Here is a 16,101-nt window from a genome sequence, read left to right as displayed (position 1 = left end):
ATTTTACTAAAATTACCGCTTTAAATGGTGCCGCATGTTTACAGGAAACATGCGGGACATTAAAAAGAGGTATTAATTCGCCATTTAATTATGCCGTATTATTTATGCGGAAGGTCGTGACGAATATAATGCATTACCCTTTGCGCTGATGACCTCTGCTGATACCGGCCTGCCCAGAAGATAACCTTGCAGGGTGTTACAACCCAGTTCGGTAAGAAAGGCCTGTTGCTCCGTTGTCTCAACCCCTTCAGCCACTATTTTTAAATTCAAGGTTTTGGCCAGCGCAACAATGGCAGAAACAATGGTTGCATCATCCCCTTCACTACTCAGCTCACGCACGAAAGCTCTGTCAATTTTAAGTTCGCATGCCGGCAGGCGCTTAAGGTAGAGCAGGCTGGAATAGCCTGTACCAAAGTCATCTATAGAGGCCTGTACGCCAGCTTCTGTTAATAATGTCAGCACGCGTACGCTCTCATCGGGATTGGTCATCGCCGTGGTTTCGGTGACTTCCAGAATTAAGGTATCCGGCGGAACATTGTGCTTATTCAGGCTGTCCATGATGGTTTGAACCAGTGAAGGCTGCTCAAACTGGAGTGTTGAGAGATTCACCGCCACGGACCAGTCAGTATTGCCCTGCTGGCGCCATTCACTCAGTTGCCGGCAGGCTTCGTCAATGACCCAGTTTCCCAAAGGCACAATCAACCCTGTTTTTTCCGCCAGGGGCAGGAAGGTGTCAGGGGCGAGCAGGCCGAGTTTCGGATGCTGCCAGCGCAAAAGAGCTTCAAAACCGATAATGGGTCCTGCGGGAGCCTGAAACTTTGGCTGATAAACAAGGCGGAACTCTTTACGCTCGGTTGCAAGCCATAAATCATTCATCAACTGAAGCTGTGTTTGCGCAAGAGTATTCATCGACGGCTGGAAGAAGTGATAGCCGTTACGCCCCATGTGCTTGGTGTGATACATCGCCGCATCAGCGTTAAACATGAGTTCACGTTCGTTTTTACCATCATGCGGGTAGAGGGCGATGCCGACGCTCAGGGTGACCATCATATCGTAGGGGTCAATATTAAAGGGCTTATCAATGATTCGTACCAGCGAAGCTGCAAGGGTTGCAGCTTCATCAGGCGCAGTGACCTCCGTGAGCAGGACGAACTCGTCTCCGCCCATGCGCGCCAGCGTGTACTGCCCGTTAAGTTGCTGCTTAAGCCGCTCGGCCACCGCAATGAGCAGTTTATCTCCGACATCGTGACCGTAAGCGTCATTAACCGTTTTAAAGCCATCCAGATCCATAAACATCAGCGCAAAAAAATTACCTTCCCGGCGCGCTTTATTGATGGCCTGATCCAGGCGGTCTTCTAATAACACACGGTTGGGAAGACGCGTCAGGGTGTCGTGAAGGGCAAGCTGCGCAAGTTCACGGTTGGCTTCAGCAAGAGAAGAGGCCAGAAGTGAGGTGCGGGCCTGAAGGCGCGCATCCAGCATAGAGACGAGTAACGTAATACCCAAAATCGAAAAAGCGACGACGCTGACCAGTACCGCCAGCCAGTTACCATTAACCCCATGATGCCCCATAGGATCATCATTCGGAAAACGTGCGGCCATCATTCCGCTGTAGTGCATCCCGGCGATGGCTAAACCCATTAAAATCGCGGCACCGAAACGCATCAGGGCAACCTGGGCGGCCTCGTGGCGCAAGCGGAAGGTCAACCACAAGGCGGCGAAGGAGGAGAGCAGGGCAATAATGACAGAGATGGCAACCCAGGTCATGTCCCATTCGATGGCGGGCGTGACCTGTAATGCCGCCATGCCCGTGTAGTGCATGGCAGCAATACCCGAGCCCATGATGAAAGCGCCAGGTAGCAGGCGATGCAGCGTTAAGTCCACACCGCTGACCAGCCATAGCGCAAAGAGAGAGGCGCTGATGGCAATGACCATCGAGAGGGCGGTAAGGAGCGGGTCATAGCGCAGGTGCATGGACATATCCATAGCCAGCATGCCGATAAAATGCATGGCCCAAATGCCGATGCCCATCGCCACCCCACCGCCACTCAACCAGACCCATGCGGTACAACCGGTGCTGGTGGAGACCCGGCCTGCCATATTCAGAGCGGTATAAGATGCCAGAATGGCAACAATAAAAGATACAACAACAAGGATTTGGTCGTATTGGCTAACCAGCATGATGTCATCAACTCATTCACAAAAAAGCGTTACGCTAACTACATTTGTTTGGGCGAAAAGGCTGAGACACGGCTATCCGGAGGGGATGGCACAACCAGGTAGATATCCCTGAGCACGCAGGAGACAGTGCACCTGAGCAGCTGTCAGTCGAGCTCGGTACAGTTCACCAGTTTAAGTGGATTGACGGAATTCATGTTTCGGCACTTATCGACTTCTGTCGTCAGAAACTCGATCCACTGCATGAGTACCGAATCCAGCAACAAAACGGACAGGGCAAAAATAACCAGCCAGAAGTACTTTCGAATCATTCCGCATATCCTTATCTCGCATTTAACCGTTGCGAATATACACGAAATCACCTGCGGGGAAAGATGAGGCAAGAGAAGTTTTTTATGGCTGCAATGGCAATAAAAAAGGCGCGTCCCCATGCCGGTTCGCGCCTTTTTAGAAGCAGTCTCTGACAGGTATCAGTTCATGCCGTATTTTTTCAGTTTCTTACGCAGCGTACCACGGTTGATGCCCATCATCAGGGCAGCGCGGGTCTGGTTACCACGGGTGTATTGCATCACCATGTCCAACAGAGGCTGTTCTACCTCAGCCAGTACCAGCTCATACAGGTCATTAACATCCTGACCATTCAGTTGAGCAAAATAGTTCTTCAGTGCCTGCTTTACCGAGTCACGCAGAGGTTTTTGGGTTACCTGATCCTGAGAGTTAACGGTAGAAACGGTCAGTACGTCAGAATTTACGCGTTGTTCGAACATAGTTCTGTCAGCTCTTTATTTCTGTTTACGCAAAATTTTCGAAGTATGCCTCCAACGCCTCCAGCTGTTCGCTGGCGTCCTCAAGGGCGTTGAATGTGCGCCGAAACTGGTCATTTGGAGCATGCTCCTGGAGATACCAGGAGACGTGTTTGCGCGCAATTCGGTAACCTTTTGCCTGACCGTAAAAGTCATGCAACTCCCGAACGTGCGCACAAAGCAAGCGCTTTACTTCTGCCAAAGGCAGCGGAGCAAGCAGCTCCCCAGTGTCCAGATAATGCTGGATTTCCCGAAAGATCCAGGGTCTTCCCTGAGCTGCACGGCCTATCATCAGGGCATCAGCCCCCGTATAGTCGAGTACAGCTCTGGCTTTAAGCGGGTCAGTGATGTCACCATTCGCGATAATCGGAATGGAAACTTTCTGCTTAACTGCCCGAATGCTGTCGTACTCAGCGTCTCCATTGAACAAACAGGCGCGGGTGCGTCCATGAATGGTCAGAGCCTGAATGCCACAGTCTTCAGCCAGTTGGGCAATCTCTACGCAGTTACGATGTTCCGGAGCCCAGCCAGTGCGAATCTTGAGCGTGACGGGCACGTCCACCGCTTTTACCACGCCGGTCAGGATAGACTTCACCAAATCCGGGTGTTGCAGCAGGGCGGAGCCCGCAAGCTTGCGATTCACTTTCTTAGCCGGACAGCCCATATTGATATCAATAATCTGGGCACCGCTTTCCACATTAATGCGGGCGGCATCCGCCATCTCATCCGGATCGCTCCCTGCAATTTGCACGGTGCGAATACCTGGCTCATCTACATGCACCATCCGCAGTCGGGACTTGTCGCTTTCCCACACCTGAGGGTTAGACGACATCATCTCGGATACGGTTAAACCTGCCCCCATCTCGTAGCACAACGTCCGAAATGGTCTGTCAGTAATGCCAGCCATGGGCGCTGCGATCAGGCGATTTCTAAGCTGGTGGTGTCCGATGCGCATGAGTTAAGAAATGACCATACTGTGACTGCAAGGCGGCGTATCTTACGCATTTTTTGCACGAGATGAAAGGCCAAACTTTGAGCAATCCACTGTCGCAGATCAATGAATGCACGCTAAAGCCGGAGCGATGAATTATATTTTCTTATAAATCATTCTGTTAGTTTTGATGGGCGAAATTATGAACAAATATAATTTCCTTAAACTTCTCATTTTTTCTTCGTTCAGGCGGTGATAATCGGGATAATTTGCTGTTTTAATAGACAAAAAAGAAGGCGAAAATGAGATCTTACTCTCAATTTCGCCTTCAGAAAGATTATTACGGTCAATGAATCACGTGCCTCTCAGGGCGGGAGCATTCAGCGTTTCTGACCGGTAATCCGGCACCACTCTTCTTTTTCCACGACGGCATCGAGGGTGAAGTTATCGCGGTAGGCCTGGCAGACGTCTTCCGCCTGGCTGGCAAGGATACCGGAGAGGCCCAACAGACCGCCTGAAACGGGCAGCACGCTAATCAGGGGTGCCAGCTCGCGCAACGGCCCTGCCAGAATATTTGCTACGACCACATCCGCTTGCATTGCCTCGGGTTGATCCTGAGGCAGATAAAGTGCCAGACGGTCGGACACGCCATTACGCTCGGCGTTGTCACGGCTTGCCTGGATTGCCTGGGGATCGATATCAATACCTATCGCTTTCGCCGCGCCCAGCTTCAGCGCTGCAATAGCCAGGATGCCGGAGCCGCAGCCGAAATCAATAACGGTCTTGCCGGTTAAATCGAGTCCATCCAGCCATTGCAGACACAGCGAGGTCGTTGGGTGTGTACCTGTACCGAAGGCCAGACCTGGATCGAGCATCACATTGACGGCGTTTTCATCCGGAACGTCGCGCCAGCTTGGGCATATCCAAAGGCGCTTACCAAACTGCATTGGATGGAAGTTTTCCATCCACTCGCGCTCCCAGTCCTTATCTTCGATCTGTTCGATCTTATGCACGAAACCCGTGCCCAGCAACGGATGCTGTTCCAGCATCGCGACGACGTCGCTCATGTCGGTCTCTGCATCAAACAGGCCGATAACATCAGTATCGCCCCACAGACGCGTTTCACCCGGCAGCGGCTCAAACACCGGCGTATCGTGCGTGTCCTGGAAGGTAATGGAGACAGAACCCGCTTCCATTAACGCGTCGCTCAGTTCTTCGGCATTTGCGCCAGTCGTATTTAACTTCAGTTGGATCCACGGCATAAGAAACTCTTTGTTAGTTCAGAGAAAGGGCGTTGGTTTGTGCGGCGGGCCGACCAAAACGGTTTCCGACGAAAAAGGCCAACAAACTTAAAACCAGTGACGGCACGATAGGGTGCAGTCCAAGAAAATGTATATTCCAGGTGGCCAGGACGGCATACAGGATACCGCCGGTAAACATGCTGCTCAGCGCCCCGGTTGCATTTGCACGTTCCCAGTAGAGGCCCAGCACCAGCGGCCACAGGAAGACGGCTTCCAGTCCGCCAAAAGCCAGCAGGTTTAGCCAGATGATCATTTCAGGCGGATGCCATGCGGCCAGCATCATAAAGATCCCCAGAATAAGGGTGATGGCCATAGAAATACGCTTCAGGCGCAGCTCATTGTGGATCTGTTCTGGTCGGGAATTGAGCCAGAGATCTTTAATGATCGTCGCGGATGCCTGCAAAAGGTGCGCATTCACATTAGACATAATAGCGGCCATAGGCGCGGCCAGAAAGATCCCTGCGGCAAGAGGCGGCAGCACCTTTACCATTAATGTAGGGATGACCAGGTCAGGCACTTTTAAATCCGGTATCACCGCACGGCCCAGCGCCCCAGCGAGATGCATTCCCAGCATCAGCAGGGTCACTACTATCGTGCCGATGATAATGCCCCGGTGAACGGCTTTGCTGTCCTTATAGGAGATGCAGCGCACGGCGGTATGAGGAAGGCCGATCACACCGAAACAGACCAGCACCCAGAATGAGGTCATAAAGGCAGGCGTAAGAATACCATCACCACCCTGAGGGGAGACCAGCTGCGGGTCAATGTGCTGCAATTTATCCACTGCACTGTGCAGGCCGCCTGCCGCATAGACGACGCCAACCAGCAGTACGAGGGTGCCAATCAACATCACCATACCCTGCATGGTGTCGTTGAGTACGCTGGCGCGAAAGCCGCCAAAGGCCGTATAGAGGGCAATACTGATGCCAAAGATAAGCAGGCCTGATTCGTACTTAATGCCGGCAGCCGTCTCCAGCAGACGTGCACCGCCAATAAACTGCACGGCAATAGCGCCGACAAAGGCGACCAGTAAGCTGATACTCGCCACCCATACCAGCAGACGGCTCTGGTAACGTGCCAGCAGCATATCGTTGAGGGTGATGGCATTGTAGCGGCGGGCAAGTATGGCAAATTTTTTACCCAGCACGCCCAGCGATAGCCAGATGGTCGGTACCTGTATCATCGCCAGCAATACCCAGCCGAGGCCATATTTATAGGCCGCCCCCGGTCCGCCAATAAAGGAGCTGGCACTGATGTACGAGGTTGTCAGGGTCATGGCCAGCACCATGCCGCCCATCGAACGGCTGCCCAAAAAATATTCCGTCAGGAACGTGCCTGCCTTACGCTGGCGCATGGCATAAACCGACAGGCCGAAGACAATAAGCATGTAGGCAATCAGTGGAATGATGACTTCAGGATGCATCTGTATCCTCCAGAGAAATATCGCGGAAGACAATACGCACCATCGCCCAGCAGAGCAGGATAAACACTAATGGCATCAGGAGACAGGCCATTTCAAACCAGTGGGGCAAACCGGTTATGCCCAGGGTGGAATCAGGTAAGTAAGCAGTTACTAACCATGCAGCAAGATAAAGAAGGGTCAGCCACAGCGCCCAGCGCGCCTCTTTGTGGGCCTGAACAAAACGCGTGTCCATATTTGTCCCTTGTGGATGAAGAAAGCGGGGATTGTACCTTATGGGGCTTTCTAATCCCCAGAAATAAAAAAAGGCCGGAATATCCGGCCTTTTAGCGCTAAAAACGGGCTTACTTCTCGTTCAGACCGAGTTTCTTCTCCAGATAGTGGATGTTGGTGCCACCCTGCTGGAACTTCTCGTCGTTCATGATACGGGTCTGCAGATCCACGTTGGTTTTGATGCCGTCGATGATGAGCTCCTGCAGGGCGTTCTTCATGCGGGCAATCGCCACGTCACGGGTTTCGCCAAAGCAGATAAGCTTGCCGATCATGGAGTCATAGTACGGCGGTACGGTGTAACCGGCGTAAATATGGGACTCCCAGCGCACGCCAAAACCGCCTGGCGCGTGGAAACGGGTGATTTTACCCGGGCTCGGCAGGAAGGTGTTCGGGTCTTCGGCGTTGATACGGCACTCCACCGCATGGCCTTTCACCACCACATCTTCCTGTCTGATGGAGAGCGGCTGACCGGCAGCAATACGCAGCTGCTCTTTGATGAGGTCCACGCCGGTGATCATCTCGGTAACCGGATGCTCCACCTGAATACGGGTGTTCATTTCGATGAAGTAGAACTCACCGTTCTCAAACAGGAACTCAAAAGTACCCGCGCCACGGTAGCCGATGTCCACGCACGCTTTCGCGCAGCGGTCACCGATGAAGCTGCGCAGTTCCGGAGTGATCCCCGGTGCCGGCGCCTCTTCAACCACTTTCTGGTGGCGACGCTGCATGGAGCAGTCGCGCTCGGCCAGATAAATCGCGTTGCCCTGACCGTCTGCCAGCACCTGAATCTCAATGTGGCGCGGGTTTTCCAGGTACTTCTCCATGTAGACCATGTCGTTGTTGAAGGCCGCTTTGGCTTCCGCTTTGGTCATGGAGATGGACTGTGCCAGCTCGGCGTCGCTGCGCACCACGCGCATACCGCGACCGCCGCCGCCGCCGGACGCCTTGATGATAACCGGGTAGCCGATGCGTTTCGCATGGGCACGGTTAAGATCCATATCGTCGGTCAGCGGGCCGTCGGAGCCCGGTACGGTCGGTACGCCAGCCTGTTTCATGGCGGTGATGGCGGAGACCTTGTCGCCCATCAGACGAATGGTGTCTGCTTTCGGGCCGATGAAAATAAAGCCGGACCGTTCAACCTGCTCGGCAAAGTTGGCGTTCTCGGAGAGAAAACCATAGCCGGGATGGATAGCTTCAGCGCCGGTGATTTCAGCCGCAGCAATAATAGCCGGGATGTTCAGGTAGCTTTTAACGGACTGGGCCGGGCCAATGCAGACCGTCTCATCCGCCAGCAGTACGTGTTTTAAATCGCGGTCCGCGGTGGAGTGCACGGCGACAGTCCGGATGCCCAGCTCTTTACAGGCACGCAGAATTCGCAGGGCAATCTCGCCACGGTTTGCGATGACAATTTTTTCCAGCATCTTCGCCTCGTTATTCGATGATGACCAGCGGCTCGTCGAATTCGACAGGTTGACCGCTCTCGATCAGGATGGCTTTCACCACGCCCGCTTTATCAGCTTCGATCTGGTTCATCATTTTCATCGCTTCAACGATGCAGAGCGTGTCGCCCACGTTGACTTTCTGGCCCACTTCGCAGAATGCTTTCGCATCCGGGCTCGGGGTGCGGTAGAAAGTCCCGACCATCGGGGAACGTACGATGTGACCACTGATTTGTGCAGGTGCAGATTCCACTACTGCCGGAGCGGCAGACGCTACTGCGCCAGCAAGCGCAGGCGCTGGCTGCTGCATAACCGGTGCCGCATAAGCCTGCTGCATCATCGGATAAGCGGGTGCTACCGGTGCGCGGCTGATACGTACAGACTCTTCGCCTTCAGAAATTTCCAGTTCAGCGATGCCTGATTCTTCAACCAGTTCGATCAGTTTTTTAATCTTACGAATATCCATGAGTGGGTTCCGTACTCTTGTTTAGTTTGATTGTGACAGGCGTTTTACCGCCGTCTGTAACGCGTTTGAATAGCCGCAAGCGCCGGATATACAGGTGGCACTTACAGCGATACCGGAGAGAAGCATGGTGGCAGAGCGGGTGACAATACCGGTTGGCGTCAACGCGGCCGTATTGATCAGGGTAGAGTCGATACCATCTTTAGCCTGATGAATTCGGTCGATGAATACTTACCCGGTGTCGCCTTACCCATGCTTGCCCGTCCCTGACACAATAACGTCAGAAGGCAGGGACGTGCAATCAGCAATTTAGCCGACAACGTGCTGCTATCTCCTGCAAACTTCCGGTAAAATACAAAATATACCTAAGTTGCATGGTTGTCACTCATTCAGGGTCTTAAAAACCCTGACGGGAAAACCAAAGTCGCACATTATAACGATTTCGTAGCATTTGGCAGCTAAATACTGGTCTTATCAGGGAAGATTATCAACCGCCAGCATTACTCTGCCGGTTGAAGAGTACGCATTGAGGGGCCGTCATGCCCCGGCAGGATTATCGCCACCACTGGCGGAACTTCTTGTATCGCCACGCTAAAAGTACAACGGCGAAGGCAGCGTACAGAAGGGGCTGCGGGGATATTATCTTCACGGACCACAGGTAATGGATGGGGGCCAGGATCGCCACCAGATAAACGAAGTTATGCAATTGTTGCCAGCGTTTGCCTAATTTTCGCTGCGCCCATTGGGTTGAGGTGGCGGCTAAAGCAAGCAGTATAAGCCAACTGACAATCCCCAGCATCAGATAGGGTCGTGTGGTCAATTCCTGGGCTAACAGTGTCAGGTTACTGAGGCCAAGCTCAAGCAGAGCATAACTGGTCAGGTGCAGCGTGGCCCAGGCAAAACACCATAAACCGAGTAAACGGCGCGTGCGAATCAGGAGCGGTTGACGACCATAGCGCGCCAGTGGCGTAACCAGAAGCCCCGCAAGAAGAAACTTCAGCGCCATTCGCCCGGTAAAATGCTGAATATCTTTGGCAGGATCGGCACTGAAATAGCCCTGGGAGGCTGCCCAGAACAGCCAGACAACCGGCAGAAATCCCGCAAGATGCAGCGCCACTTTAAGGCAGGTGATGTGCTTCGCTGTTAATCGCACTCAGAAATTCTCCCGCAGATCCAGACCCCGGTAAAGTGAGGCCACTTCATCGGCATAGCCGTTAAACAACAGGGTGGGCTGACGTTTCACATCCAGCACGCCGCCTGAACCAATGAAACGCTCTGTCGCCTGCGACCAGCGAGGGTGATCAACATGCGGGTTTACGTTAGCGAAGAAGCCATATTCGTCAGGTGCCGCAAGATTCCATGTCGTCGGGGGCCGTTTACTGGTCAGTTTAATGCTCACGACAGATTTAATACCTTTAAAGCCATACTTCCAGGGGACCGTCAGACGAACAGGTGCGCCGTTTTGAGGCGGTAGTGCTTTGCCATAAACTCCGACCGATAGTAGCGTCAGAGGATGCATCGCTTCATCTATACGTAATCCTTCCACATACGGGTATTCAAGACCGCCGCCGATGAAACGATCTTTCTGACCGGGCATCACCTCCGGGGAGTACAACGTCTGAAAAGCCACATATTTAGCATTGCTGGTGGGTTCAACCAGTGCCAGCAGTTTGTGAAGCGGAAAACCTATCCAGGGAACGACCATCGACCAGGCCTCCACACAGCGCATCCGGTAGATACGTTCCTCAAGCGCAAAGCGCTTGGTTAAATCATCTTGATCAAGCGTTAAGGGTTTAGCCACCTCACCCTCAATCTTTAGGGTCCAGGGGGATGTTTTCAGGCTGCCCGCATTGGCGGCAGGATCGGCTTTATCCAGACCAAACTCATAAAAGTTGTTATAGCCCGTGACCTTATCTTCCGGCGTTAAGGTCAAGGCATTTTGCCACACCGGAGGTCTGGAGAACGTCAGAGGTTGGCCGGCAGGCGCTTTGGGTCGGTCATTGCCCTTAAACCAGTCCAGCAGATCGGCATGCGCACGGGGAGAGAGGCTGAGTGCCGCCGCTCCGATCCCCAGCGTCTTTAAGATCTGGCGGCGCCGGAGCATAAATACGGATTCCGCCGTTACGTCAGCTTCAGTGAGTTTTTTCTTTGGCATGTGCATGGTGTCCCCCTGTTTTTATTACTTGTAGCACGGGGTGGAGACATGCGGAGGAATATCACGAAAAATTGAACTCCTGATGCTGGTCACCTTCGCTCTTTCATCACTCGTACCGATGATTGGCAAAAATTTTCTGAAGGCTATACTCGCATAGGCGGTGGGAATAGCCATTGCCAGAAACGCTAACCCTGCTAGTATGCCGGGCTCGTTTTGCTCGTGAGCGCTTACTCAGTTTTCACCCGAATAAGTCGCGCCTCGTTCTTTCACACTACGGAGTTAACACAAGGATGCGATTAACGACGAAATTTTCAGCGTTTGTAACCCTACTGACAGGCCTGGCGATATTTGTCACCCTGCTTGGGAGCTCGCTCAGCTTTTATAACGCGATTCAGTCAAAGGTCGCTAATCGTGTGGAATCCGTCGCCGCCGTTGTTGACTCTCGTCTTATCTTTACCTCTCTCCCTGCGCTAAAACCTCAGCTTGATGAATTAATGGTGCCTATTGACATCGTGGGCATTGAGATTCGTCAGGGCAAAAAAACGGTACTTGAGCATACCCGCAAAAGCAGCTATCGCCCGGCGGGCAGCAATTATCAATACCGTGAGCTGAAGATTGGCTCGCTAAAAAATCCCGGTATGACCATTACTATGGTTTATCAGGATCCGATGGCGAACTACTTCCGCTCGCTACTGACCACGGTTCCGCTCACGGCGGCGATAGGCTTTATGGTGGTCATCATTTTCCTCTCCGTGCGTTGGCTACGTCGTCAGCTCGCCGGGCAGGAGCTGCTTGACATGCGCTCGGCGCGGATTCTGAACGGCGAACGGGGAGCAAAAGCGCGGGGGTCCGTTTATGAATGGCCGTCACGCGCCAGCAGCGCACTAGATATTCTGCTGGCTGAGATCCAGTTCGCCAGCGATCAGCGTAGCCATATTGATACCATGATCCGTTCGTACGCCGCCCAGGACACGAAAACCGGACTCAATAATCGTCTCTTTTTTGATAATCAACTGGCCACCTTGCTGGAGGATCAGGAAAAAGTGGGCGCCCACGGCGTAGTGATGTTAATACGTCTGCCTGATTTTGATTTACTCCGGGATAACTGGGGCAGGGCCGTTGTGGAAGAGCATCTGTTTATGCTCATCAACCTGCTCTCTACCTTTATTATGCGCTACCCGGGCTCCCTGCTTGCGCGCTATCACCGTAGCGATTTTGCGGTTCTGCTTCCTCATCGCACGTTAAAAGAAGCGGAGAGCATTGCGGGGCAGATTTTAAGAGCCCTTGACGGACTGCCGCGAAGCAAAATGCTCGACCAGGAGGACATGATGCACATCGGCGTCTGTGCCTGGCGCAGCGGACAATCAGCGGAACAGGTCATGGAACATGCGGAAGTGGCTACTCGCAATGCCGGTCTGCAGGGTGGTAACAGCTGGTCAGTATATGATGACTCGCTGCCGGAACAGGGGCGAGGCAATGTACGCTGGCGGACCCTCATTGAAAATATGCTTAGCCGTGGCGGGCCGCGGGTGTATCAGAAACCGGCGGTCAATCGCGATGGTCAGGTACACCATCGTGAGCTGATGTGCCGGATTTACGATGAGGATCAAGAGGTCATTTCTGCGGAATATATGCCCATGGTTTTACAGTTCGGATTATCAGAAGAGTATGACCGCTTACAGATCGGCCGACTCATTCCCTATCTGGGTTACTGGCCTGAAGAAAACCTCGCCATGCAGATTACCGTTGAGTCCCTTATTCGCCCGCGTTTTCAACGCTGGCTGCGTGACACCCTGATGCAATGTGAAAAATCACAACGAAAACGGATTATTTTTGAACTTGCAGAGGCAGATGTCTGTCAACATATCGGTCGCTTACAGCCCGTTGTACGGTTAGTTAACGCCCTGGGGGCGCGAATTGCTGTTACGCAAGCGGGTTTAACTCTGGTGAGCACCAGTTGGATTAAAGCCCTGGACGTGGAGTTATTGAAGCTTCATCCAGGGCTGGTAAGAAATATTGAAAAACGCACGGAAAATCAATTGCTGGTACAAAGCCTGGTGGAGGCCTGCAAAGGAACGCGTACACGCGTATTCGCCACCGGCGTTCGTTCACGTAGCGAGTGGCAGACATTGATTGAACGTGGGGTTTCAGGCGGTCAGGGCGATTTTATTGCCGCTTCTCAGCCCCTTGATACCAGTGTGAAAAAATATTCTCAAAGTTACTCGGTTTGAACTGCCGTTTAAGTCGTTTTCACGTAGAATAATGCGCGCTGTGTCCAATGGGGGTGTGCTTGCCTGCCCGCCAGAATGTTACAGCACAAACGCGAGTTTTAACCTTTGACAGGTTGCAATCATCGGGCATGGAGTGCTCCCGCTACTGGCAAACCCTGAAGGAGTCAGGTTGTTTGTAACAAAGGAAACAAACTGCACTAATTTTCACCGTAGCAGATGATTTTTGCGCCTTGTCGCTGCTACGTGTGGTTGGTAAAGTAAGCGGATTTTATTTTTCCGCCCCAGCTTTCAGGATTATCCCTTAGTATGTTGAAAAAATTTCGTGGCATGTTTTCCAATGACCTGTCCATTGACCTGGGTACTGCGAATACCCTGATTTATGTAAAAGGACAAGGCATCGTATTGAATGAGCCTTCAGTAGTGGCCATTCGTCAGGATCGTGCCGGCTCACCGAAAAGTGTCGCCGCTGTAGGTCATGACGCGAAGCAAATGCTTGGGCGTACTCCGGGCAATATCGCTGCTATTCGCCCGATGAAAGATGGTGTCATCGCCGACTTCTTCGTGACGGAAAAAATGCTGCAGCACTTTATTAAACAAGTCCACAGCAACAGCTTTATGCGCCCGAGCCCGCGCGTGCTGGTCTGTGTGCCGGTTGGTGCAACCCAGGTTGAACGTCGTGCGATTCGTGAATCTGCTCAGGGCGCAGGTGCCCGTGAAGTCTTCCTGATTGAAGAGCCGATGGCGGCCGCCATTGGTGCAGGCCTGCCGGTTTCTGAAGCAACCGGTTCTATGGTGGTCGATATTGGTGGCGGTACGACTGAAGTTGCCGTTATCTCCCTGAATGGCGTGGTTTACTCCTCCTCCGTGCGTATCGGCGGTGACCGTTTTGATGAAGCCATCATTAATTATGTCCGTCGTAACTACGGCTCTCTGATTGGTGAAGCGACCGCAGAGCGTATCAAGCACGAAATTGGTTCTGCCTATCCGGGCGATGAAGTGCGTGAAATCGAAGTGCGTGGGCGTAACCTGGCAGAAGGTGTTCCTCGCGGTTTCACCCTGAACTCCAATGAAATTCTGGAAGCGCTGCAAGAGCCATTGACGGGTATCGTGAGTGCCGTGATGGTGGCCCTGGAACAGTGTCCGCCAGAACTGGCTTCTGACATCTCCGAGCGCGGCATGGTTCTGACCGGTGGTGGTGCGCTGTTGCGTAACCTCGACCGCCTGTTAATGGAAGAGACAGGGATTCCTGTCGTAGTTGCAGAAGATCCACTGACTTGCGTAGCGCGTGGCGGCGGCAAGGCACTGGAAATGATCGATATGCACGGCGGCGATTTGTTCAGCGAAGAATAATCTGCGTCAGACTCGGGGCGTATCACGTCCCGGGTTTCCCTGGCCTGAGAATACGCAAAGCCTATGAAGCCAATTTTTAGCCGTGGCCCGTCGCTACAGATTCGCCTTTTTCTGGCGGTGATTGTGGCGCTGGGCGTTATCATTGCAGACAGCCGCCTCGGTACGTTCAGTCAGATTCGAACGTATATGGATACTGCCGTCAGCCCTTTCTATTTTATATCTAATGGTCCCCGCGAATTATTAGACAGCATGTCGCAAACGCTGTCCTCGCGCGATCAACTCGAACTGGAAAATCGGGCATTACGTCAGGAGCTACTGCTGAAAAACAGTGAGCTGTTGATGTTAGGTCAATACAAACAGGAGAACGCGCGACTGCGCGAGCTGCTGGGTTCGCCCCTGCGTCAGGACGAACAAAAAATGGTGACCCAGGTTATCTCCACGGTTAACGATCCTTACAGCGACCAGGTGGTGATTGACAAGGGCAGCGTCAACGGGGTGTATGAAGGCCAGCCCGTCATCAGTGATAAAGGCGTAGTCGGCCAGGTTGTTGCGGTGGCTAAGCTCACCAGTCGCGTTTTACTGATTTGCGATGCCACCCATGCGCTGCCTATTCAGGTGCTGCGTAATGATATTCGCGTCATTGCGGCGGGTAATGGCTGTACTGATGACCTGCAACTGGAACACCTGCCTGCCAATACGGATATCCGCGTCGGCGATGTGCTGGTTACCTCAGGGCTTGGCGGGCGTTTCCCGGAAGGCTACCCGGTGGGCGTTGTGTCATCCGTCAAACTGGATACGCAGCGTGCGTATACCGTTATACAGGCGCGTCCAACGGCGGGCTTGCAACGCCTGCGCTATTTGCTGTTGCTCTGGGGAGCCGACCGCAATGGTACCAATCCAATGACACCTGAAGATGTACATCGTGTGGCTAACGAACGCTTAATGCAGATGATGCCGCAGGTGCTTCCGTCTCCTGATGCAATGGGGCCACCGGCGCCGATGCCAGCACCGGCAACGGGTATTGCTGCACCGCCTGCTTCTGGTTCCGGGGGAGGGCAATAGTGGCAAGTTACCGTAGCCAGGGGCGCTGGGTTATCTGGCTCTCGTTTCTTATCGCACTGTTGCTTCAGATTATGCCCTGGCCGGACGACATTCTTGTCTACCGGCCTAACTGGGTCCTGCTGATCTTACTTTACTGGATTCTGGCACTGCCGCACCGCGTAAATGTGGGTACAGGTTTTGCCATGGGTGCCATACTGGATCTCATCAGCGGTTCCACGCTTGGCGTGCGTGCATTGTCTCTTAGCATCGTCGCCTATCTGGTCGCACTAAAATATCAGCTGTTTCGTAATCTGGCACTCTGGCAGCAGGCGTTGGTCGTCATGCTGCTGTCCTTAGCTACTGAAGTGGTGATCTTCTGGGCTGAGTTTTTAGTCATTAACGTCTCTTTTAAGCCCGATATTTTCTGGAGCAGTCTTGTTAATGGCGTGCTCTGGCCGTGGATATTCCTGTTGATGCGTAAGATTCGTCAGCAGTTTGCCGTGCAATAAGGTTTTA

Annotated in this window: 15 protein-coding genes; 4 read left to right on the top strand and 11 right to left on the bottom strand. The window is 53.0% G+C overall.

Annotated elements, in window-relative coordinates:
• Positions 1 to 102: 102 nt before the first annotated feature.
• The 11 genes from M1D91_RS20995 to msrP form a co-directional block, all read right to left on the bottom strand.
• Positions 103 to 2,181, bottom strand: a complete 2,079-nt coding sequence (locus tag M1D91_RS20995; RefSeq protein ID WP_437434443.1) for a putative bifunctional diguanylate cyclase/phosphodiesterase — start codon at positions 2,179 to 2,181, stop codon at positions 103 to 105.
• Positions 2,182 to 2,324: 143 nt separating this feature from the next.
• Positions 2,325 to 2,489, bottom strand: coding sequence for a DUF2556 family protein (locus M1D91_RS20990; protein ID WP_437434442.1), 165 nt, complete (start codon positions 2,487 to 2,489; stop codon positions 2,325 to 2,327).
• 159 nt (positions 2,490 to 2,648) lie between these two features.
• The gene (gene fis, locus M1D91_RS20985; RefSeq protein WP_000462905.1) at positions 2,649 to 2,945 is read right to left on the bottom strand and encodes a DNA-binding transcriptional regulator Fis; all 297 of its coding nucleotides are present in this window, start codon (positions 2,943 to 2,945) and stop codon (positions 2,649 to 2,651) included.
• 25 nt (positions 2,946 to 2,970) lie between these two features.
• The gene (dusB, locus tag M1D91_RS20980) at positions 2,971 to 3,936 is read right to left on the bottom strand and encodes a tRNA dihydrouridine synthase DusB (RefSeq protein ID WP_437434441.1); all 966 of its coding nucleotides are present in this window, start codon (positions 3,934 to 3,936) and stop codon (positions 2,971 to 2,973) included.
• A 356-nt stretch (positions 3,937 to 4,292) separates the two neighbouring features.
• Positions 4,293 to 5,174: a 50S ribosomal protein L11 methyltransferase gene (gene prmA / locus M1D91_RS20975; protein WP_437434440.1), complete on the bottom strand. Its 882-nt coding sequence runs from the start codon at positions 5,172 to 5,174 to the stop codon at positions 4,293 to 4,295.
• Between the two features lie 13 nt (positions 5,175 to 5,187).
• Positions 5,188 to 6,636, bottom strand: coding sequence for a sodium/pantothenate symporter (panF, locus tag M1D91_RS20970; protein ID WP_437434439.1), 1,449 nt, complete (start codon positions 6,634 to 6,636; stop codon positions 5,188 to 5,190).
• A complete protein-coding gene (locus M1D91_RS20965; RefSeq protein WP_437434438.1) occupies positions 6,626 to 6,868 on the bottom strand; it encodes a YhdT family protein in 243 nt (80 codons plus the stop codon). The genes panF and M1D91_RS20965 overlap by 11 nt, the downstream gene beginning before the upstream one ends.
• A gap of 109 nt (positions 6,869 to 6,977) precedes the next feature.
• Positions 6,978 to 8,327 (bottom strand): acetyl-CoA carboxylase biotin carboxylase subunit, encoded by a 1,350-nt coding sequence (accC, locus tag M1D91_RS20960; RefSeq protein ID WP_457975827.1) that lies wholly within the window; start codon positions 8,325 to 8,327, stop codon positions 6,978 to 6,980.
• Between the two features lie 10 nt (positions 8,328 to 8,337).
• Positions 8,338 to 8,811, bottom strand: coding sequence for an acetyl-CoA carboxylase biotin carboxyl carrier protein (gene accB, locus M1D91_RS20955; RefSeq protein ID WP_437431667.1), 474 nt, complete (start codon positions 8,809 to 8,811; stop codon positions 8,338 to 8,340).
• 550 nt (positions 8,812 to 9,361) lie between these two features.
• The gene (gene msrQ, locus M1D91_RS20950; RefSeq protein ID WP_437431668.1) at positions 9,362 to 9,961 is read right to left on the bottom strand and encodes a protein-methionine-sulfoxide reductase heme-binding subunit MsrQ; all 600 of its coding nucleotides are present in this window, start codon (positions 9,959 to 9,961) and stop codon (positions 9,362 to 9,364) included.
• Entirely contained in the window at positions 9,962 to 10,963 is a 1,002-nt protein-coding gene (msrP, locus tag M1D91_RS20945) for a protein-methionine-sulfoxide reductase catalytic subunit MsrP (RefSeq protein WP_437431797.1), read from the bottom strand.
• A 290-nt stretch (positions 10,964 to 11,253) separates the two neighbouring features.
• Here msrP and csrD point away from each other — a divergent pair, with 290 nt between their 5' ends.
• From csrD to mreD, 4 genes are all read left to right on the top strand, one after another.
• Positions 11,254 to 13,194 carry an RNase E specificity factor CsrD gene (csrD, locus tag M1D91_RS20940; RefSeq protein ID WP_437431669.1) on the top strand — a complete coding sequence of 647 codons (1,941 nt, stop codon included), beginning with the start codon at positions 11,254 to 11,256 and terminating at the stop codon, positions 13,192 to 13,194.
• 306 nt (positions 13,195 to 13,500) lie between these two features.
• The gene (mreB, locus tag M1D91_RS20935; protein WP_000913396.1) at positions 13,501 to 14,544 is read left to right on the top strand and encodes a rod shape-determining protein MreB; all 1,044 of its coding nucleotides are present in this window, start codon (positions 13,501 to 13,503) and stop codon (positions 14,542 to 14,544) included.
• A gap of 63 nt (positions 14,545 to 14,607) precedes the next feature.
• Positions 14,608 to 15,606 (top strand): rod shape-determining protein MreC, encoded by a 999-nt coding sequence (mreC, locus tag M1D91_RS20930; RefSeq protein WP_437431670.1) that lies wholly within the window; start codon positions 14,608 to 14,610, stop codon positions 15,604 to 15,606.
• Positions 15,606 to 16,094, top strand: coding sequence for a rod shape-determining protein MreD (gene mreD / locus M1D91_RS20925; protein ID WP_437431671.1), 489 nt, complete (start codon positions 15,606 to 15,608; stop codon positions 16,092 to 16,094). The genes mreC and mreD overlap by 1 nt, the downstream gene beginning before the upstream one ends.
• Positions 16,095 to 16,101 lie beyond the last annotated feature (7 nt).

The sequence above is a fragment of the Enterobacter sp. SA197 genome (genome assembly GCF_054131575.1).
The sequence above is the reverse complement of the archived record's forward strand: the minus strand, read 5'-3'. Positions and strand labels throughout refer to the sequence as shown.